Origin of the sequence: Streptomyces sp. NPDC002057 (assembly GCF_040296665.1) — a bacterium.
Lineage (GTDB): Bacteria > Actinomycetota > Actinomycetes > Streptomycetales > Streptomycetaceae > Streptomyces.
On sequence record NZ_JBEOXR010000018.1, the window covers coordinates 49,533 to 69,183 of the forward strand.

General features: G+C 73.1%; 19 protein-coding genes. 2 read left to right on the top strand and 17 right to left on the bottom strand.

The window, feature by feature from the left end; genetic code table 11:
• Positions 1 to 13 precede the first annotated feature (13 nt).
• The 7 genes from ABT129_RS16675 to ABT129_RS16705 form a co-directional block, all read right to left on the bottom strand.
• Complete coding sequence (locus ABT129_RS16675; protein ID WP_351901458.1) at positions 14 to 1,360, bottom strand: TerD family protein; 1,347 nt, start codon at positions 1,358 to 1,360, stop codon at positions 14 to 16.
• A 67-nt stretch (positions 1,361 to 1,427) separates the two neighbouring features.
• Entirely contained in the window at positions 1,428 to 2,378 is a 951-nt protein-coding gene (gene era / locus ABT129_RS16680) for a GTPase Era (RefSeq protein ID WP_502981786.1), read from the bottom strand.
• A 21-nt stretch (positions 2,379 to 2,399) separates the two neighbouring features.
• On the bottom strand, positions 2,400 to 3,374 hold the full coding sequence (locus ABT129_RS16685; RefSeq protein WP_351901462.1) for a WxL protein peptidoglycan domain-containing protein: 975 nt from the start codon (positions 3,372 to 3,374) through the stop codon (positions 2,400 to 2,402).
• Between the two features lie 66 nt (positions 3,375 to 3,440).
• Positions 3,441 to 4,778 carry a beta-xylosidase gene (locus ABT129_RS16690; protein ID WP_351901464.1) on the bottom strand — a complete coding sequence of 446 codons (1,338 nt, stop codon included), beginning with the start codon at positions 4,776 to 4,778 and terminating at the stop codon, positions 3,441 to 3,443.
• A 216-nt stretch (positions 4,779 to 4,994) separates the two neighbouring features.
• The gene (locus ABT129_RS16695) at positions 4,995 to 5,474 is read right to left on the bottom strand and encodes a hypothetical protein (RefSeq protein WP_351901466.1); all 480 of its coding nucleotides are present in this window, start codon (positions 5,472 to 5,474) and stop codon (positions 4,995 to 4,997) included.
• Between the two features lie 237 nt (positions 5,475 to 5,711).
• The gene (locus ABT129_RS16700; RefSeq protein ID WP_351901468.1) at positions 5,712 to 6,074 is read right to left on the bottom strand and encodes a cytidine deaminase-like protein; all 363 of its coding nucleotides are present in this window, start codon (positions 6,072 to 6,074) and stop codon (positions 5,712 to 5,714) included.
• Between the two features lie 27 nt (positions 6,075 to 6,101).
• A complete protein-coding gene (locus ABT129_RS16705) occupies positions 6,102 to 6,962 on the bottom strand; it encodes a helix-turn-helix transcriptional regulator (RefSeq protein ID WP_351901579.1) in 861 nt (286 codons plus the stop codon).
• A gap of 118 nt (positions 6,963 to 7,080) precedes the next feature.
• On the opposite strand from ABT129_RS16705, the gene ABT129_RS16710 reads away from it, so the two are divergent.
• Positions 7,081 to 8,484 carry an MFS transporter gene (locus tag ABT129_RS16710; RefSeq protein WP_351901470.1) on the top strand — a complete coding sequence of 468 codons (1,404 nt, stop codon included), beginning with the start codon at positions 7,081 to 7,083 and terminating at the stop codon, positions 8,482 to 8,484.
• A 124-nt stretch (positions 8,485 to 8,608) separates the two neighbouring features.
• Here the strand turns inward: ABT129_RS16710 and ABT129_RS16715 are convergent, their stop codons facing one another.
• The 5 genes from ABT129_RS16715 to ABT129_RS16735 all read right to left on the bottom strand — a co-directional run bounded on the left by ABT129_RS16715 (position 8,609) and on the right by ABT129_RS16735 (position 13,069).
• Positions 8,609 to 8,962 (bottom strand): MmcQ/YjbR family DNA-binding protein, encoded by a 354-nt coding sequence (locus tag ABT129_RS16715; protein WP_351901472.1) that lies wholly within the window; start codon positions 8,960 to 8,962, stop codon positions 8,609 to 8,611.
• Positions 8,959 to 10,254 (bottom strand): hemolysin family protein, encoded by a 1,296-nt coding sequence (locus ABT129_RS16720; protein WP_351901474.1) that lies wholly within the window; start codon positions 10,252 to 10,254, stop codon positions 8,959 to 8,961. Before ABT129_RS16720 ends, ABT129_RS16715 begins: the two co-directional genes overlap by 4 nt.
• 5 nt (positions 10,255 to 10,259) lie before the next feature.
• On the bottom strand, positions 10,260 to 10,757 hold the full coding sequence (ybeY, locus tag ABT129_RS16725; protein WP_351901476.1) for an rRNA maturation RNase YbeY: 498 nt from the start codon (positions 10,755 to 10,757) through the stop codon (positions 10,260 to 10,262).
• 12 nt (positions 10,758 to 10,769) lie between these two features.
• Complete coding sequence (locus ABT129_RS16730; protein ID WP_351901478.1) at positions 10,770 to 11,846, bottom strand: PhoH family protein; 1,077 nt, start codon at positions 11,844 to 11,846, stop codon at positions 10,770 to 10,772.
• 104 nt (positions 11,847 to 11,950) lie between these two features.
• Positions 11,951 to 13,069: a PfkB family carbohydrate kinase gene (locus ABT129_RS16735; protein ID WP_351901480.1), complete on the bottom strand. Its 1,119-nt coding sequence runs from the start codon at positions 13,067 to 13,069 to the stop codon at positions 11,951 to 11,953.
• Positions 13,070 to 13,340: 271 nt separating this feature from the next.
• On the opposite strand from ABT129_RS16735, the gene ABT129_RS16740 reads away from it, so the two are divergent.
• The gene (locus ABT129_RS16740) at positions 13,341 to 14,672 is read left to right on the top strand and encodes an MFS transporter (protein WP_351901482.1); all 1,332 of its coding nucleotides are present in this window, start codon (positions 13,341 to 13,343) and stop codon (positions 14,670 to 14,672) included.
• 64 nt (positions 14,673 to 14,736) lie between these two features.
• Here ABT129_RS16740 and ABT129_RS16745 read toward each other — a convergent pair whose 3' ends face one another.
• The 5 genes from ABT129_RS16745 to ABT129_RS16765 form a co-directional block, all read right to left on the bottom strand.
• Positions 14,737 to 15,759, bottom strand: a complete 1,023-nt coding sequence (locus tag ABT129_RS16745) for an adenosine deaminase (protein ID WP_351901484.1) — start codon at positions 15,757 to 15,759, stop codon at positions 14,737 to 14,739.
• Positions 15,760 to 15,768: 9 nt separating this feature from the next.
• Complete coding sequence (locus ABT129_RS16750; protein WP_351901486.1) at positions 15,769 to 16,671, bottom strand: ribonuclease Z; 903 nt, start codon at positions 16,669 to 16,671, stop codon at positions 15,769 to 15,771.
• A gap of 3 nt (positions 16,672 to 16,674) precedes the next feature.
• The gene (locus tag ABT129_RS16755) at positions 16,675 to 17,034 is read right to left on the bottom strand and encodes a histidine triad nucleotide-binding protein (protein ID WP_351901488.1); all 360 of its coding nucleotides are present in this window, start codon (positions 17,032 to 17,034) and stop codon (positions 16,675 to 16,677) included.
• A 74-nt stretch (positions 17,035 to 17,108) separates the two neighbouring features.
• Positions 17,109 to 18,203, bottom strand: coding sequence for a tetratricopeptide repeat protein (locus ABT129_RS16760; protein WP_351901490.1), 1,095 nt, complete (start codon positions 18,201 to 18,203; stop codon positions 17,109 to 17,111).
• A complete protein-coding gene (locus tag ABT129_RS16765) occupies positions 18,200 to 19,597 on the bottom strand; it encodes an ATP-binding protein (RefSeq protein ID WP_351901492.1) in 1,398 nt (465 codons plus the stop codon). Before ABT129_RS16765 ends, ABT129_RS16760 begins: the two co-directional genes overlap by 4 nt.
• Positions 19,598 to 19,651: the final 54 nt, after the last annotated feature.

Sequence of the window (19,651 nt, forward strand, 5' to 3'; positions counted from 1 at the left end):
GGTCGGACGGGACCTAGCGGGAGGCGCGGTGCCAGAACCTGTTCTCCTTCGGCGGCCGGACCTTCAGGGACCAGTCCCCGTCGGCGCTGACGAGCTGCACGAGCAGGGGCCCCGCGGGCAGGGGACGCGTCTCCCGGGGGAACCTGTTCGCCTCGTTGGCGAGCAGGTGGTCGCGGCCGTCCGGCTCGTAGCCGTGGATGTTGAACCACTCGAAGCCGAACCCCGTGCGGAGCCGGGACGTGAGCAGGCCGGCCGGGCCCGTGTACAGCAGCACGTCGGAGCCGCGTCCCTCGGCGGCGCCGTCGAGGACCTCCAGGGTGCTCACCGGACGGACGGCGACCGTCCACGGCTCGTGGGAACTCACGCGCAGGCGCAGCGGGGCCTTGCCGTCGTACCGCAGGACCCGACGGGCCCCCTGGTCCTGCATCAGCGTGTTCGCGAGCAGGGCGTCGCTGTCGCCCTTCTCGTCGATGCTGTGCACAGCGAAGTAGCCGTCGCCCTTCCGGGTCGACTCGACGACGACCCAACCGGCCGGGACCGGCCCGTCGACGGTGATGTCGGCCTTGCCCTCGCCGCTGCGGAAGAACTCCGGGAAGTCCTCTCCGAAGAGCTCGGCGTCCGACCGCGGGCCGGTCCGCCGGGGTCGCTGTACGGGGACTCGCGGCGGTGTCCGTACGGGGGCGGCCCCGGCCTCCGCCTCGGCCTCCCGGACCTTGGCGAGGAGCTCCTCGGGAACGGCCTCCGGAGAGGCGCCGACGGAGACGGGCTCGTCGACCGGGACGGGCTCGTCGTCGTGCGCGGGCTCGTCGTCCGGGGCGGGATCCGGGTCGCTGCCGACGATGCCGAAGTCCTCGGCGAGGCCGACGAGCCCGGAGGCGTACCCCTGGCCGACCGCGCGGAACTTCCACGCCCCGTCGCGCCGGTAGAACTCGCCGAGCAGGAAGGCCGTCTCGGTGCTCGCGTCGTCGACCTCGTACAGCGCGAGCTGCTCGCCGGTGGTGGCGCTCACTGTCCGGATGTGGAGGCCCGGCACCTGACCGAACGTCCCGTGCTCGCAGGAGGCGGTGATCACGATGCGCTGGACGGCGGGCTCCACGCGCGCGGTGTCGATCTCCAGCCAGTCGGCGACCCGCCGCTCCTCGTCCCGTACCTGCCCGACCAGGCGCACCGCGCCGGAGGCGTGCACCGGCTGGTTGTAGAAGACCAGGTCTCCGTCGCCCCTGACGCTGCCCGAGGCGTCGAGCAGCAGCGCCGAGGCATCGACCTCCGGCACCCCGTCACCGGCGTCCCGCCGGACGACCGCTATCCGCCACGCCTGCCCGGGGACCGACAGGTTTCCCCCCTTGACGATCTCTGTCACGGCGCCATGCTGGCATGCGTCCGACAGGAAGTCGACGGGCGCCACGGACGCGGAGGACGAGCCGGCGTCAGAAACCGAGCTTTCTGAGCTGCTTGGGATCCCGCTGCCAGTCCTTCGCGACCTTCACGTGCAGGTCGAGGAAGACCGGGGTGCCGAGCAGCGCCTCGATGTGCTTGCGGGACTTCATGCCGACCTCCTTGAGGCGGCTGCCCTTCGGGCCGATGATGATGCCCTTCTGGCTGGGGCGCTCGATGTACACGTTGGCGTGGATGTCGAGCAGCGGCCGGTCCGCCGGGCGGTTCTCCCGCGGGATCATCTCCTCGACGACGACCGCGATCGAGTGCGGCAGCTCGTCCCGGACGCCTTCGAGCGCGGCCTCGCGGATCAGCTCCGCGACCATGACCTGCTCCGGCTCGTCCGTCAGGTCGCCCTCCGGGTAGAGCGGCGGGGACTCCGGGAGCAGCGGGATCAGCAGGTCGGCGACGAGCTGGACCTGCTTGTTGCCGACGGCCGAGACCGGGACGATCTGCGCCCACTCGAAGCCCAGTTCCTTGCCGAGCAGGTCGATCGCGATGAGCTGCTCGGCGAGGGTCTTGGAGTCGACCAGGTCGGTCTTGGTGATGATCGCGACCTTGGGGGTCTTCTTGATCCCGGCGAGCTCCTTGGCGATGAAGCGGTCGCCGGGGCCGAGCTTCTGGTCGGCGGGCAGGCAGAAGCCGATGACGTCGACCTCGGCCCAGGTGGTGCGCACGACGTCGTTGAGCCGCTCTCCGAGGAGGGTGCGCGGCTTGTGGAGGCCGGGGGTGTCCACCAGGATCAGCTGCGCCTCCGGGCGGTGCACGATGCCCCGGACGGTGTGCCGGGTGGTCTGCGGCCGGTTCGAGGTGATGGCCACCTTCTGACCGACCAGAGCGTTCGTGAGGGTGGACTTGCCCGCGTTGGGGCGGCCGACGAAGCAGGCGAAGCCGGCCCGGTGGACGGCTTCGGTTTCTTGGTTGCGAGCGCTCATGGGGGCCATTGTCCCCGATGAGCGCCCCCCTCACGTACTCACGTGCGCGTCCGGTCCCGTACGGGCCGTCCGGTACCGCCGTATCCGCAGGCCGAAGAGGCCCGCGGCACCCCCCACGAGCAGGGTCGCGGCGGCGAGCCAGGGCAGTGCGAGGAAGGAGACGGTGCCGGTCTCCCTCACGTCCCTGGCGGTGGCGGTGAGGGTGATGTCGCCCCAGTCGAGCTGCGGGGAGCCGGTCCACCGCTCGGTGAGGCGGATCTTCTGCCGGGGCAGCAGCTCGGCCGGCACCTTCGCCAGGTCGCGGTCGAGGAGGGTGCGCCCGAAGAGCCCCTCGGCCCGCAGGGCGACCTTGGGGTTGAGGGTGACGTTTCCCCGGTTGTACAGGGTGTACGAGACGACGGCGCTGCTCGTACGGGTGCCGGGGACCAGCGGCCGGTCCTGGTCGAGGCGGACGTCCTCGACGGCGAGGGCGGGGACGGTCGGCCCGTTCACCCGGAGGTAGAGGCGGGCGGCGACCGCGCGCTGGACGCCGACGGCGACGGAGCCCTTCCCGCCGGGCCTGATCCGCTCGTCGAGGGCGACGAGGGCCCCCGGGTGGTCGCCGGGGTCGGCGTCGGCGGGGACGGTCAGCGTGTAGGGCACGGTGACGGAGGAGCCGGGCGGGACGGTGATCCTGGTCCGCTCGGGCGTGATCCAGGCACCGGCGCCGGTCTGCCTCTCCTGCTGGGTGCGGACGGCGAAGCCGCCGTCCCGGTCGGTGTTGTAGGCGTCGGCGCCGTAGAGCCGGAAGGTCAGCGGGGCGGTCGTCCTGTTGGCGACGGTGACCCGGTCGGTGACCGTGGAGCCGGGGTCGGCGGAGAGGAAGAAGTAGGGACGGCTGCCCAGCCGGGCGGCGGCCGGATAGACGGCCCACTCGCCGTTCTCGGCGGCCGAGGCGCTCGGCGCGGCCGCCAGGACGGCGAGGAGAAGGCTGCTCAGGAGGAGGACGTACGACTTCAGGCGCACGGGTGCGAACCCCCGGGGTGCGGATCGGAGCGGGCCGACCGGGTGCGCGCCCGGCCCGCCGCACGGTCAGGACAGGGTCAGCGTCAGGACGCCCGCGTACGAGCCCGGCGCCGTGAAGGCCGGGACGTCGAGGGAGAGCCCGGCGTCGACGGTGAACTCGCCGCCGGTGACGGCGCCGTTCGGCGTGGAGGCGAGGGTCGCGCCGCCGCTGCCGACCGGGCCGGCCGAACCGGCCGCGCAGGTGCTGGGGCTGCCGGCCTTGGCGGTGCAGGCCGGGGTCCAGCTGAGGCTGCCGGCGCCGATGGAGCCGCCGGGGCCGGTGAAGTCGGTGACCTTGCCGGTGAGGGACCAGCCCGCGGGGCCGCCGCGGAAGTCCTTGACCGTCACCGTCTTCAGGTCGCCGGTGGCGGCGCCGCCCTGGCCGAAGTCGACCGAGGACAGCTGGACGGCGTCCCCGGCCTGGGTCATGGACAGCTCGCCCGCCGTGACGGCCGCGGTGATCTTCTGGCTGTCCGGGGGCTGCGGCGTGTCGTCGACGACGGTGTACGCGGCGGGCCCGGCGCCCTTGTCGGCGTTCCAGGCGGCACCCTCGTAGGCCACGACCCCGGTGGTCGCCTTGTCGTTGACCTTGAGGCGCGCCGCGAAGGAGCCGTCGCTGTCGGTGGTGACGGTCATCCTGTCGGCGGTCTCCGCCGCTCCGGCGCGGCCGACGACGGTGACCTCGGTGAGCGGGGTGAACCTGGAGCCGTTGACGGTGACCCGGACGCCGGGGGCGCCGGAGGCCGTGTCGAGCTGGAGCGCGCGGGTGTTGGGGCTGGTGACGGGGCTCGCGACGACCGTCTCGGAGACCGGGGCGGGCGGGTTGAGCACCGTACAGGGGGTGTCCAGCTCCATGATGTAGCTGGTGTGGATGTTGTAGTCGCCGGGCGAGAGGGTGATCGATCCGGCCTGGGTGACCGTGAAGGTGCCGGTCATGGAGAAGGCCGGGAAGGTGCCCTTGCCGGGGACCGGCGGGTTCTTCTTGGGGCCGGTGACGGTCACCGCTCCGGTCTGGGCGCCGCCGAGGGTGACCTTGCCGCTGGGCGTCATGATGTCGGCCGGGAGCGCGAGGTCGACGGGGTTGGACGCGGCGGGCTTGGTGATCGTGTAGGTCACGGTCACGGTGTCGCCGACCTTGGGGCTGGTCTTGTCGACCGTGATCGCGGCGGTGGTGGTGCCCGTGATGGGCGGGATGCCGGCGATCGGCGGCGGGACGCAGCGGGTCTGGAACTCCACCGGCTGTGAGGTGGTGGTCGCGCCGGCCGGGGCGGCGAGCGCGCCGCCCGTGACGGCGAGGGCGGTGGCGCCGAGGACGGCGGTCCAGCGCCGTCTTCGGGCCGCCGCCCGGGATCGGGTGAGTGCCATGGGTGTGCCCCCTCCTAGGGATGAGTGGGCGCCATTGACGGCTGCGGGCGGAGAGAAGTCAATGCACGCGGGAGACATCGACTGATGACCCATCAGATTCTGTCAAGATCGCGGATCTGTGGACGTTTCCGCAGGTCACGACAGTGACCGGTGCCGCCTGTGGCGACACCGGTCCGGGACGGTACGAGGCTCGGCCGCAGCCGCCCCGCGCAGGGCTCAGCTGAAGACGAACGGGCCGGGCGACTGCGAGGTCAGGGCGTCACAGTTCACCGTGACCCCGAAGATCACCATCTTGAGGGCGACACCCGCGAAGTACGAGTTGAGGCTGTCGCCCGAGGCCACGGTCCCGCTCAGCGGGCCGATGACCACGGAGCCCCCGGCGGGGAGCGCGGGGTTCTTCTTCCCGGTGAAGACCCGCGTGCCACCACCGGCCTTCGCCATCGTGAGCGTGGCGTTGATCTGGTTGGCGCCGACCGCGATCGGCGTCGTGACGGCCGAGGTGACGGTGACGGTCGCGGCCGTGCCGCTCTGCGTCGCGACGAGGGTGGCGCTGCCGCCGCCCCACGATCCGCAGTCGTACGTCGCCGTCGCCGACCCCGGCGAGACGGCGGCGGCCGTCGGCGCGAAGGCGAGGGAGGCGGCGGCGAGTCCTCCGGCGAGGACCGCGACGGTTCCTAAGGTGCTTCTGCTTCTCATGGCGAGTTCGAACCCCTTCCGATGACGAACGCAGGGGTGCGGACACTGCGTGAAGGACGAGAGATCTGACGGTCCGTCGGGCGAACCGCTGTTCATTGAGACGCAGACGACCGGGGAAGGCAAGAGAAGATGCGGTGATCCTTCACAAGGACACAAAGGCGCGGGGGTCCCGCGCGCGCGCCGGACCCCCGCTGTCCTGTTCCCACCGTCCCGCCGGGAGCGGTGGGGCTCTCCGCCTCAGCCCGCCGTGACCGCCGCGCGGAGCCGGCCGTCGGGGCCCGCGAGCAGCACCGGGGTCTGCGGGCCACCGAGGTCGCGCACCGCGGCGCGGTCCTCGTCCGAGGCCGCCTCGGCGTTCGACACGACGGCCGCCGCCTCCAGGGACTCGGCGCCGCTGGCCACCGCCATGGCGACCGCGGTCCGCAGCGCGCTCAGCTTGAGCGACTCCAGCTCCACGGTCCCCGCCACATAGGTGCGGCCGGTCTCGTCCCGCACCGCGGCCCCCTCGGACACGCCGTTGCGCGCGCGGGCGCTCCGCGCCAGAGTGATGATCTTGAGGTCCTCGGCGCCGAGGTCGCCGTGCTCGCTGCTGAGTGTCATGCCCCGAGCATAGGTCCGGCTCGGAGGTCAGCCCGCGACCGGGTACATCGCCCCCCGGCGTCCCTCCGGCGACACCAGCCACTCCAGCTTCGCCGCCGTGTCCGCTTCCGGCAGCGGCGTGTGCATCACGATCACCAGGTCCGGACGGGCCGGGACCCGGAGCTGCGTCGCCTCGACGACGAGCGTGCCGACCAGCGGATGCTCCATCTCCTTGCGGTTCTGGCCGCCCGGCAGGATGTCCCGCCGCCCCCACAGCTCCGCGAACTCCGGGCTCAGCTCCTTGGCCTCCTCGACCACCGCCCGGAAGCCCTCGTCGTCCGGGCACTCCGAGCACGCCGAGCGGAACTGGGCGACGACCTTCGGCGCGAGCTCCTCCCAGTGGCCCATCCGCGAGCGGTACAGCGGGTCGGTGAAGAAGTCCACCAGGCAGTTCTGCGAGATCTCCGGCCGCATCCCGAGCACGATCGCCGCCGCGTCGTTGTACAGGACCGTGTTCCAGTACACGTCCATGATGTGCGCCGGGAACGGCATCCACGCGTCGATGAGCCTCCGCAGCCCCTCGCACATGTCCCGGTCCTCCGGAGCCGTCTCCGGGGCCGGCGGGTTCAGCGCCGCCAGGACGTACAGATGCCGCCGTTCCGCCGGGCTCAGCCGCAGCACCCGCGCCACCGAGTCGAGCACCTGCGGCGAGACCGTGATGTCCCGCCCCTGCTCCAGCCACTGGTACCAGGAGACCCCGACCCCCGCGAGGACCGCGACCTCCTCCCGGCGCAGCCCCGGCGTGCGGCGCCGCGCACCGCCGTCCGGCAGCCCCGCCTGCGCCGGGCTCACCCGGGCCCGACGGCTCATCAGGAACTCGCGCAGTTCGCCCAGTCGGTGCTGCTTCATCGTGGTGCTCTCGAGAGCGGTGGCCACGTGTGCTTCCTCCCCCTGGATGCCTGGTGGTGCGACCAACAGGATAAGTTCCCGCTCCCCAGCGATGTTCCCGGACGCCGAGGGTGAGGTCATGACCACGCTGACCACCCCGCCCGCCGACCCCACGGCCCCCGCCGCTCCCCCGGCCCTCACCGGCCGCACGAGGCTCATCCTCTTCGTCCTGTGCGCCGCCCAGTTCATGGTCGCGCTCGACTTCTCCGTGCTGAACGTGGCCCTGCCCGTCCTCGGCGCCGACCTCGGCCTCGGGCAGTCCGCCCTCCAGTGGGCCGTCACCGCCTTCGCCCTGCCCTCCGGCGGCTTCCTGCTCCTCTTCGGCCGCGTCGGCGACCTCTACGGACGCAAGAGGCTCTTCCTCGCCGGGCTCGCCGTCTTCGGCGCCGCCTCGCTGCTCGCCACCTTCGCCTGGAACCCGGCCGCCTTCCTCACCGGACGTGCCCTCCAGGGCATCGGCGCCGCCGCGATCGTCCCCACCGGCATGTCCCTGCTGACCACCACCTTCCCCGAGGGCCCGCTGCGCGACCGGGCGCTCGGCATCTCCGGCACGCTGCTCTCGCTCGGCTTCACCGTCGGGATGGTCCTCGGCGGCGTCATGACCGACGCCCTCGGCTGGCGCTCCACGATGGGCCTGCTCGCCCTCTTCAGCGTCATCGTGCTGCCGCTGGCCCCCGGTCTGCTCCCCGAGTCCCGCACCCCCGAGCGGCCCCGGCTCGACGTGCCCGGCGCGGTCACCGTCACCGGTGGTCTGCTCGCCCTGATCTACTCCCTGTCGACGGCGGCCGAGCACGGCTTCGGCGGCACGAACGTGCGGGTCACCCTGGTGGCGGGCGTCCTGCTGCTCGCGGCCTTCGTCCGGGTGGAGTCCCGGCACCCGGCCCCGCTGGTCTCGCTGCCGATGCTGCGGCGCGGCACGGTGGCCTTCGGCAACCTGGGCGGTCTGGTCACCTTCGCGATGATGTCGACGGTCGTCTTCGTGCTCACCCTGTACCTCCAGGAGACCCTCGGCCTGTCGGCGTTCGCGACCGGCCTGGTCTTCGGCGTGCAGGGCGTGGTGTCGGTCGTGGCCGGCATGCTCGCGCCGAAGGTGATCGGCCGGATCGGCGCCCGCCGCACCCTGGTCGGCTCCCTCGCCGGACAGGCCCTGCTCACGGCCGCGCTGCTCGGCGTCACCGAGCAGGCGGGCGCGGTCCTGGCGACGGTCGCGGTCTCGCTGGCGTCCATGTGCCACCTGGGCGCGATCATCTCGTACGGACTGACCGTCACCTCCGGTGTCCCGGACGAGGAGCAGGGCCTGGCGACCGGTCTGGTGACCACCACCCAGCAGGTCGGCATCACCGTCGGCATCCCGCTGCTCGGCGTGCTCGCCACGACCGGCGGCGACCTGTACGGCGGTGTCCGCACGGTCCTCGCCCTGGACGCGGCGATCGTGCTCGCGACGGCGCTCCTCGTCGGCGTCGGCCTGCGCCGCCGGTCCTGAACGACGACCGGCGGCGGAGCCGGTGCCACGGAGCCGGTACGCGAGGGCCGCGGCCGGTCGGGGCGGAGCCCGTGACGGGGCGGGGACTACGGCCGGTCGGGAGGGAGGCCGTGACGGGGTGGGACTACGGCCGGTCGAGGCGGAGCCGTACGGCCTTCGGCAGGCCCGCGACCACCAGGTCGTACGAGTCCTCGACCAGCTCCCGGACCATCCGGTCCGGGAGCTCTCCGACGGTCACCGTGTTCCAGTGCCGCTTGCTCATGTGATAGCCGGGCACGATCGCGGGATGCTCCTCGCGGAGCCGTACCGCCTCGTCCGGATCGCACTTGAGGTTGACCCTCAGCGGCTCGGAGTCGAGCGCCGACAGCGCGAACAGCTTCCCCGCGACCTTGAAGACGGAGGTCTCCGGGCCGAACGGGAACTCCTCCGACGCGTCGTTGAAGGCGAGACAGAAGGTACGCAGCTGCTCGGGGGTCACGCGGGCTCCTCCTCCGGTTCCAGCGGTTCGACCAGAACGGTGACGATCTTGTTCCGCCGGCCGGCCGGCGCCTCGGCCGTCAGCCGCAGCGCGCGCCCGTCCGGCAGCTCCACGACCGCCTTCGCGCCGGCGATCGGAACCCTGCCGAGCGCCTTGGCGAGCAGACCGCCGACGGTCTCCACGTCCTCGTCGTCGTACTCGTCGGGTCCGTAGCCGTACAGCTCCCCGAGGTCCCCGATGTCGAGCCGGGCGGTCACCCGGTGGCGGCCCTCGCCGAGCTCCTGGACCGGCGGCAGCTCCCGGTCGTACTCGTCGGTGATCTCGCCGACGATCTCCTCCAGGATGTCCTCGATGGTGACGATCCCCGCCGTGCCGCCGTACTCGTCGATGACGACGGCGACGTGGTTGCGCTCCTGCTGCATCTCGCGCAGCAGGTCACCGGCGTTCTTGGTGTCCGGCACGAAGGCGGCGGCCCGCATCGCCGTCGACACCAGGTCCGCCTCGGACTCCCGGTTGATGTGCGTCTTGCGGACCAGGTCCTTCAGGTACACGATGCCGACGATGTCGTCCTCGTTCTCCCCGGTCACCGGGATGCGCGAGAAACCGGAGCGGAGCGCGAGCGTGAGGGCCTGACGGATCGTCTTGTACCGCTCGATGCAGACGAGGTCGGTCCGCGGCACCATCACCTCCCGCACGAGGGTGTCGCCCAGCTCGAAGACGGAGTGCACCATGCGGCGCTCCTCGTCCTCGATCAGCGACTCCTGCTCGGCGAGGTCCACCATGGCCCGCAGCTCCGCCTCGGAGGCGAACGGGCCCTTGCGGAACCCCTTGCCCGGCGTCAGCGCGTTGCCGATGAGGATGAGCAGCTGCGGGATCGGCCCCATGATCCGGGCCAGCGGCAGCAGGACGTACGCGGCGGCCGTCGCCGTGTTCAGCGGGTGCTGGCGGCCGATCGTGCGCGGCGAGACACCGACGGCCACGTACGAGACGAGGACCATGACGGCGATGGCGACGAGCAGCGCCTCCCAGGTCTCCGGGAAGGCCTCCAGGCAGGCGTAGGTGACGAGGACACCGGCCGCCATCTCGCAGGCGACCCGGACGAGCAGCGCCACGTTGAGATAGCGGGTCGGGTCGGAGGCCACCTGGGTGAGCTTCTCGGCCCCGCGCCGGCCGGACCGTACGGCCTCGGCGGCGCGGAAGCTGGAGACGCGGGCGAGTCCGGCCTCGGCGCAGGCGGCGAGCCAGGCCACGACGACCAGGGCGACCGCCCCGAGGATCAGCGACACGTCCATCGGGGTCAGGAGACGGTCGGCGCCGGGGAGGGGCCGGTCAGGCCCTTCTCCGCGCGCCAGCCGTCGACGATCGCCGCCTGGAGACCGAACATCTCGGCCTTCTCCTCGGGCTCCTCGTGGTCGTACCCGAGGAGGTGGAGCACCCCGTGGACGGTCAGGAGCTGCAGCTCCTCGTCCATGGAGTGCTCCGTCGGCGCGTCCTTGCCCTGCTGGGTGGCGACCTCGGGGCAGAGCACGATGTCGCCGAGGAGCCCCTGCGGGGGCTCCGCGTCGTCCTTCGTCGGCGGACGCAGCTCGTCCATCGGGAACGACATGACGTCCGTCGGTCCCGGCAGGTCCATCCACTGGATGTGGAGCTGCTCCATCGCCTCCGTGTCCACGACGATCACCGACAGCTCGGAGAGCGGGTGGATGCGCATGCGCGCGAGCGCGTAGCGGGCGATGTCGAGGATCGCCTGCTCGTCGACCTCGGTACCGGACTCGTTGTTGACGTCGATCGACATGTGTTCTGCGTTCTACTTCCCGTTGCGGCCGCGCCGATGCTCACCGCGGCTGTCGTCGCGGCTCTCGTTGCGGAGGTCGTACTGCTCGTACGCGTCGACGATACGGCCGACGAGCTTGTGCCGGACGACATCCTGCGACGTGAGCGCCGAGAAGTGGACGTCCTGGACGCCTTCCAGGATGTCCCGGACCTGGCGCAGACCGCTCTTCGTCCCGTTCGGCAGGTCGACCTGGGTGACGTCACCGGTGATGACGATCTTCGAGTCGAAGCCGAGGCGGGTGAGGAACATCTTCATCTGCTCGGGGTTCGTGTTCTGCGCCTCGTCGAGGATGATGAAGGCGTCGTTCAGGGTGCGGCCCCGCATGTACGCCAGCGGCGCGACCTCGATCGTGCCGCTCGCCATGAGCTTGGGGATCGAGTCGGGGTCGAGCATGTCGTGCAGGGCGTCGTAGAGCGGGCGCAGGTAGGGGTCGATCTTCTCGTAGAGCGTGCCGGGCAGGAAGCCGAGGCGCTCGCCGGCCTCGACGGCCGGGCGGGTCAGGATGATCCGGGTGACCTGCTTGGACTGCAGGGCCTGGACCGCCTTCGCCATGGCGAGGTAGGTCTTTCCGGTGCCGGCGGGGCCGATGCCGAAGACGATCGTGTGCTTGTCGATCGCGTCGACGTACCGCTTCTGGTTGAGCGTCTTGGGGCGGATCGTGCGTCCCCGGTTGGAGAGGATGTTCTGCGTGAGCACCTCGGCGGGAGTCTCCTCGCCGCCCTCCGATCCGTTCTCGCTCGCCCTGAGCATGGCGATCGAGCGTTCCACTGCGTCCTCCGTCATCGGCTGACCGGTGCGGAGCACCAGCATCATCTCGTCGAACAGGCGCTGGATCAGCGCGACTTCCGCCGCGTCGCCGATCGCGCTGACCTGGTTGCCCCGGACGTGGATGTCGGCCTGCGGGAACGACCGCTCGATCACGCGGAGCAGCGCGTCACCGGAGCCGAGCAGGCTCACCATCGGGTGCTTGGCGGGGACGGTGAACTGGGCATGGGCCTGTCCGGGCGCCCCGTCGCGGGGCGAGTCCTGGGATGTGGGTGTCTGAGTCATGGGCCGGCACTGTGGCCTGCGCATACCTCCCGTTGCAGGGTTCTCGCCGCTCGACAACCTCTGGCTCCCCAGCCTACGACCTGGCGGTGACAGGCCGAAGGGATTTACGAGGCGGCGGCGCGGAAGCCGATCGTGGGCACCGCGCGGCGCAGCGGCCAGGGGCGCGCGGGGGCCGGGAGGAGCCGCTCCAGGAAGGCGTAGCGGCCGCGGAGGGTCTCGGGGTCCTGCTGGGCGTGGCCCTGGACGTGCTGCCACCAGGCGGCGATCTCGCCCCAGGTGGGGGCGGACAGGGAGCCGCCGAACTCCTGGACGGAGAGGGCGGCGGTGAGCCCGGCGAAGGCGAGCCGGTCGGCGAGCGGCCAGTCGGCGAGGGTGCCGGTGACGAATCCGGCGACGAAGACGTCCCCGGCGCCGGTCGGGTCGAGGGCGGAGACCTGGATGGCGGGGACCTCGGCGGTCTCGCCGGTGGCGCCGTCGACGGCGTAGGCGCCCTCGGAGCCGAGGGTGACGACGGCGTAGCGGACCTTGTCGGCGAGGGCGCGGGCGGCGGCCCGGGGGCAGTCGGTGCGGGTGTAGCGCATCGCCTCGGCGGCGTTGGGCAGGAAGGCCTCGCAGTGGGCGAGGTCGGGGAGGCCGGCCAGGTCCCAGCGGCCGGTGTCGTCCCAGCCGACGTCGGCGAAGACCTTGGCGCCGCCGCGGGCGGCCCGGGCGACCCATTCCTCGCCGCGGCCGGGGACGAGGGAGGCGACGGCCGCGCGGGCGCGCGGCGGGTAGGCGGGCAGGGCGCCTTCCAGCGGCGGGGCCTCGTGGCCGTGGGAGACCATCGTGCGCTCGCCCTCGTAGGCCATCGAGACCGTGACCGGGGAGTGCCAGCCGGGGACGGTGCGGGAGAGGGAGAGGTCGATGCCCTCGCCCTGTTCGAGCGCGTCCCAGCAGTACTCGCCGTAGTGGTCGTCGCCGAAGGCGGCGGCGAGGGAGGTGCGCAGGCCGAGGCGGGCGAGGGCGGTGGCCATGTTGGCGACGCCGCCGGGGCTCGATCCCATGCCCCGGGCCCAGGACTCGGTGCCCCGGACGGGGGCGCTGTCGAGGCCGGTGAAGATGATGTCGAGGAAGACGGTTCCGGTCAGGAAGACGTCGCACGCGGGGTCGGTGGGCTCGCGCAGACACACCAGGGGGTCGACTCCGGCGTCCTGGTGCGGCTGGTCTCCCCTTGCTGTGGTCACGGCGGACTCCCCGGTCGTGGTGCGGTGGATCGGCACCGTGGTGCCGATCTGGACAGTGTGCCCGATGGGGGTGGAGAGGCGGGGGTGACGCAACGCGGCGCACGCGCGTTCCCTCACCTCCCCCGGCCCAAACACATGGTGACCCACATCACAGCCTGAATCGGGGGATACCACCTTCTCCGCTCACTCGGATGCTTGATACACATGGTGCCGCGACCCCGTGGGACCACCGGGCGCCGTCTCATATCCCTGTTCAGTTCCTGGAACGCCCATGTCGTCGCGCCCGCGCGTCCCGGGGGCTCTCGTCGCCCTCGTCTCCCTCTTCACGGCCGGATACCTCGCCCCGTACCTGGTGCCGACCGTCGTCGGCCGGCTCTCCGCCGGGCTCGGCCTCACCCCCGCACAGGCAGGCCTCGTCGGCTCCGTCCTGCTGCTCGGCTCCTCCTCGGCGGGCTTCACGCTCGCCGCGCGCGGCGATCGCGTCGGCCCCCGCCGGGCGGCCCGCGCGGGCCTCCTCGCCATGGCCGTCGGATACGGCTCCGCCGCCGCCACCGGCATCGTGCCCCTGGTCGTCGCGGGCGCGGTCCTCGGCGGCCTCGGCTCGGGTACGGCCACGGCGGTGGCCGCCGCCGGGATCGCCGGCCGGCGGGACCCGCACCGGGCCTCCATCCTCGGCCTGCTCTCCGTGTCGGCCACGGCGGGCGCCCTCTACCTCACCCTCCCGCACCTGGCCGGCGGCCACGCCCCGCCGCTGCTCGCCATCGCCTGCGCGGCGGCCCTCGTGTGGCCGCTGACGGGCCGCCTGCCGGACGCCGCGCGCGCGGTACGGGAGGCCACGGCGGCCACGGGCCCGCTCCCCTACCGCCGGGCCGGAGCCGTGCTCGCGGGCGGCATCCTCTGCTGGTCCCTCGCGCAGAACGCGCTGTGGGGCGTCAGCGGCCGCATCGGACTCACCCAGGCCGGTCTCTCCGAGGTCACCGTCGGCGCGGTCTTCGCGGCGGCGCTCGGCGCCGGGCTCGTCGGGGTCACGGCGGCGGGGGCGCTCGGATCGCGCCTCGGCCGGGCCGTCCCGATCGGGGTGGGGACCGTCCTCATCGCCGGCTGCGTGCTGCTCAGCTCGGCGGCGGGAGACCTGCTCTCCTTCGCCACCGGCGAGATCCTGTGGAACGCCGTCTACCCGGTGGTCCTCTCCTACCTCCTGGGCCTGGCCGCCTCCCTCGACCCGCGCGGCCGCTGGGCCGTCCTCGTCGGCTCGGCGTCCTCCCTGGGCGTGGCCTGCGGCCCCCTGGCCGGCAGCCTCCTGTCGGAGAGCGCCGGATACACGGGCATGGGCCTGACCCTGTGCGCCCTGCTGCTCCTGGTCGCCGCCCCGATGACGGCGGTGGCCCGCCACGCCTCGGGCCGTCCCCTGGTCCCCGGCTCGGTGCGCCGGAGGGGCGGGGCGCCGGCCGCGATCCTGGGCGGAACGGCTGCGGCGACACCGCCCACGGTCCCCCAGATGGGCGCGCCGGAACAGGAGGTCGCGCCCGTGCCGGTCACGGCGGGCCGTCGCCGGCCGGCGAAGTCGTCGTACGGGCTGGCGAGGCCGAGCGACCGGGGGTGAGGGGGCGGCTGCCGCTCAGGCCCTCGCCCGCAGCGCGCGCCCCGTCCGCACCCCCGCCGGCCGCCTACACCGTGTCGAACTCGTACGCCTCCACCTCGGCGAGATACCGCGCCCGCCGGGGCTCGTCGTCCTCCAGGAACGACGCCAGGAACGAGTTCCGCGCCAGCTCCCGAAGCTGCTCGTGCGAGAGCCCCAGCGCGTCCCGCACCCCCTCGAAGTTCTCGCCCACGTACCCCCCGAAGTACGCCGGGTCGTCCGAGTTCACGGTGACGAGCAGCCCCGCCGCCATCATCGCCCGCAGCGGATGGTCGGCGAGGGTGTCGATCACGCGGAGGCGGACGTTCGACAGCGGGCAGAGGGTGAGCGGGATCCGTTCGCGGGCGAGGCGGGCGACCAGGTCCGGGTCCTCCATGCAGCGCAGGCCGTGGTCGACGCGCTCCACTCCGAGGACGTCGAGCGCCTCGCGGACGTAGGCGGCCGGACCCTCCTCGCCCGCGTGGGCGACGCGGCGCAGGCCGAGCGCGGCGGCGGCCTCGTACACCTCGCGGAACTTGGCCGGCGGGTGGCCGACCTCGGCCGAGTCGAGGCCGACCCCGGTGATCCGGTCGAGGTGGGGCTTCGCGGCGTCGAGGGTGGCGAGCGCCGATGCGGCCGACTCGTCACGCAGGAAGCACATGATGAGCCGGGTGGAGATCCCGTACCGCTCCTCGGAGCGTTCGAGGGAGGCGCTCAGGCCCTCGACCACGGTGCCGAGGGGGACGCCGCGCGCGGTGTGCGCCTGCGGGTCGAAGAAGATCTCGGCGTGCCGGACGCCCTGCGCGGCGGCCCGCTCCAGGTAGGCGTCGGTGAGTTCCGTGAAGTCCTCGGCGGTGCGCAGGACCGCCATCAGGCCGTAGTAGAGGTCCAGGAAGGACTGCAGGTCGCTGAAGCGGTACGCCTCGCGCAGGGCGGCGGTGTCCTCGTACGGCAGGGTGACGCCGTTGCGGGCGGCGAGCGCGAAGGCCAGCTCGGGTTCGAGGGTGCCCTCGATGTGGAGGTGCAGCTCGGCCTTGGGAAGACCGACGGGAAGGCCGGTGGGGAGGTGCATGGGGGGTGTCTATCTCTTCGGTACGGGGACCCGCATGAGGTCCTGGGCAATGCTCAGTTCGCCGTCGAACCCGGCCGCCCGCGCCTGCCGCTCGAACTCCGACGGGTCGGAGTAGCGCTGCGAGAAGTGGGTGAGGACGAGGTGGCGTACGCCCGCGTCCCGGGCGACGGCGGCGGCCTGTCCGGCGGTCAGATGGCCGTGGTCGGTGGCGAGGCGGACGTCCTCGTCGAGGAAGGTCGACTCGATGACGAGCATGTCGGCGCCCTCCGCCAGGGCGTGCACGCCCTCGCAGAGCCGGGTGTCCATGACGAAGACGAAGCGCTGCCCGCGCCGGACCTCGCTGACGTCGTCGAGGGTGACGCCGTCGAGGACGCCCTCGCGCTGGATGCGGCCCACGTCGGGGCCCTCGATGCCGTGCGCGGCGAGCTTCTCGGGCAGGATGCGGCGCCCATCGGGTTCGGTGAGCCGGTAGCCGTACGACTCGACGGGGTGCGAGAGCCTGCGCGCGTCGAGGGTGTACGTGTCGGTGACGGCGAGCGGCCCGTCGTCGGCCACCGGGGCCTCGGTCAGCTTCACGGTCTCGCGGTAGGCGGTGGCGTACCGCAGCCGCTCGAAGAAGTGCTGTCCGCTCGCCGGGTAGTGCGCGGTGACGGGGTGCGGGACCTGGTCGAGGTTGATCCGCTGGATCACCCCGGCCAGGCCGAGCGAGTGGTCGCCGTGGAAGTGCGTGACGCAGATCCGGTCGAGGTCGTGCGCGGCGACGCCGGCCCGCAGCATCTGGCGCTGGGTGCCCTCGCCGGGATCGAAGAGGATGCCCTGTCCGTCCCAGCGCAGCAGGTAGCCGTTGTGGTTGCGGTGTCGGGTCGGGACCTGGCTGGCGGTGCCGAGGACGACCAGTTCGCGTACGGACACGGGCTATCCGGGGGGCCAGTTGAGGCCGCGCCCGCCGAGCACGTGCGCGTGGGCGTGGAAGACGGTCTGGCCCGCGCCCGCGCCGGTGTTGAGGACGATCCGGTAGCCGTGGCCGTCGGTCTTCTCCTGCGCGGCGACCTCACCGGCCTCGCGCAGCACGTCGGCCGCGACCTCCGGCGCTCCGGCGGCCAGCGAGGCGGCGTCCGGGTAGTGGAGGCGCGGGATCACCAGGACGTGGCTGGGCGCCTGCGGGTTGATGTCGCGGAAGGCGACCGTCGTCTCCGTCTCGCGCACGATCGTCGCCGGTACCTCCCCCGCCACGATCTTGCAGAACAGGCAGTCGTTCTGCGGCTCTCCGGCCATGGCCCGGGCCTCCTCGCCTCGTCGGTCGGTACACGGGCATGCTATCCGCCGCCCCCGCCGTCACCCGTCCGGGCTCAGTCCTTGGGCGCGCGCCGGTTCAGGGCCGAGCGGCTCACCCAGTACGTGATGATCACGGCCCAGAACAGGGGCGTCCCGAGCCCGCCGACCACGCCCGCGTCGAAGGACCACAGGGCCATCGTCACCACCGAGTACAGGCCGAGCAGTCCCACGACGGTGGCCATCGCGATCACCGGCCCGCAGGAGCGCGCCACGAGGAGCATCGGGCGGCGCAGCCGGGGCGGCACCCGGCGGCCCATCCACAGGACCCAGCCGCCCCAGGCGCCGACGAGCACGGCCGCGCCGATCGCGAAGGGGACGAAGGCCTCGGCGCCGGTGGCCCCGTCGCGTACCGGGGCGGCGCCGAACGTCGAGGCGATGAAGCCGAGCAGGGCCACCCAGCGGGCTCCGGCCACGGTGTTCCAGGCCATGGCCTCCAGGTTGTAGCGGGCCTTGCGGTCCTCGATGTCGAGGGCGGCGGAGGCGACGAAGCCCTCGGCGGCCTGGGTCCAGGCCCCGCGCCGGAACCAGCGGCGCCGCAGCCTCAGCAGGGAGAGGTTGTTGTGGGCCTCGCTGCTCTGCGGGTTGAGCCGCAGCGTCGCCTCGTACGCCCGCTGCGCGGTGGCGTGGTCGCCCCGTCGCTGGGCGGTCAGGCCGACCAGGAAGTGGGCCGCGTCCTCCTCGGGGGCGAGGCCGACGGCGACGCGGGCGGCCTCGTACGCCTCGACGGTCCGCGCGGGCGTGCGCGCGTGCTCGCCGAACTGGGCGAGGGCGGTGCCCAGGGCGTAGTGGGTGCCCCAGTACTGCGGGGCGAGCTGGACGGCGTACCGGGCGGAGGTCTCCGCGTCCTGGAACCGCCGCAGGCCCAGCAGGATCTGTACGCGCATCAGCCAGGCCATGAGCAGCTCGGGTTCGGCGCTCAGCGCCCGGTCCACGGCGTCCAGGGCGGCCGGGTGGTCCTCGGCGCGGTGGTGGCAGCGGGCGAGCAGGACGAGTGCCTCGGCGTCCTCCGGTTCGGTCGCCAGGTGCTGGGCGACGAGCTCGCCGGCCTGCGCGTACCGCCCGGTGTCGTAGAGCGCCTCGGCGCGCAGGAGCGTCGTCGGGGTGGTCACAGCTTGCGCTTCCGCTTGAGGTGGGCGAGGAGGTCGTCGTACAGGCCGCCCTCGTTGGCGAACATGGCCACGTTCCGGGCGGCCGCGAACCACGGCTCGGTGGACGGCTTGATCTGCTTGGCGGCGCCGAGCAGGTCCTTGGTGGTGATGAGCCGGACGGAGCCGCTGCGGGCGGAGTCGAGGAGCGCGGTCTCGGCGGCGGTCTCGCAGACGTGGGCGAGGTCGGCGCCGGAGAAGTCCTCGGTGGCCTTGACGAGCTTGCCGAGGTCGACGGCCTCGATGGGGCGCTCGCGCAGGTGGTAGCGGAGGATCGCCTCGCGGGCGGTGGCGTCCGGGGGGAGCACGAGCAGGGTGCGGTCGAGGCGGCCGGGGCGGCGGAGCGCGATGTCCACGTCCCAGGGCACGTTGGTGGCGGCGAGCACGAAGACGCCCTCGTTGCCCGCGCCGCTCGCGATGCCGTCGAGCTCGGTGAGGAGCTGGTTGACGACGTTGCGCAGACCGCTGGAGTGCGTACGGGAGCGCTTGGCGCCGAGGGCGTCCAGCTCGTCGAGGAAGACGACGCAGGGGGCTTGGCGGCGGGCGGTCTCGAAGATGTCGTGGATGTTCTTCTCGGAGGCCCCGATCCACATGTCGAGGACGTCGGAGAGCGAGACGGTGAGGAAGTTCGCGCCGAGCTCGCCCGCGACGGCCCGGGCGATGAACGTCTTGCCGCAGCCGGGCGGGCCATAGAGGAGCAGGCCGCCCCGGAGCGACTTGCCGTAGAGCCTGCGCAGTTCGGGGTTGCGCATGGGGGCGAGGAAGGCGGCCTCCAGGCGGTCCTTGACCTCGTCCATCCCGCCGACGTCGGCGAGGCGCACGGAGCCGGGGGCGTCGACGTCCCAGGCGGCGGCGTCCCCGGCGGTGCCCTCGCCGTCCGCGGCCTGCGGGCCCTCCAGGAAGCGGGGTCCGACGACGTCCTGGACCTGCTGCTCGGCGGCGGCCCAGTCGAAGGCGGGTCCGTCGCCCGCGGCGGCCGGGGCCGGGGGCGAGGACGGGGGCTGATCGGGGGCGCCCTCCGCCGGGGCCGGGGCGCCCTCCGCCGGGGCCGGGGCGCCCTCCGCCGGGGCCGGGGCGCCCTCCGCCGGGGCGGGTGCCGGAGCGGCGCTCGCTGTCGTGGGCGGGGTGGGCGGCGTCGTGGGCGGGGTGGGCGGCAGCCCCATCGCCCGCATCATCAGCGCACGCGCGTCCGCGTCCCCCGGCGCGTGCTGGAGGGCGACGGCCGCCTCGGCGACGGCCTCGTCGTTCCGTCCCCCGGAGAGGAGGAGTTCGGCGAAGTGGAGACGCAGGGGCACGTCGCCGGGGGCGGCGGCCACGGCGGCGCGCAGACTGCGGATCAGAGGGGACTCGTCGGCCATGCCGCCACCCTATGGATGCGCCGGGGGCCGCTGTCCACCGGGTGCGGTACCCGG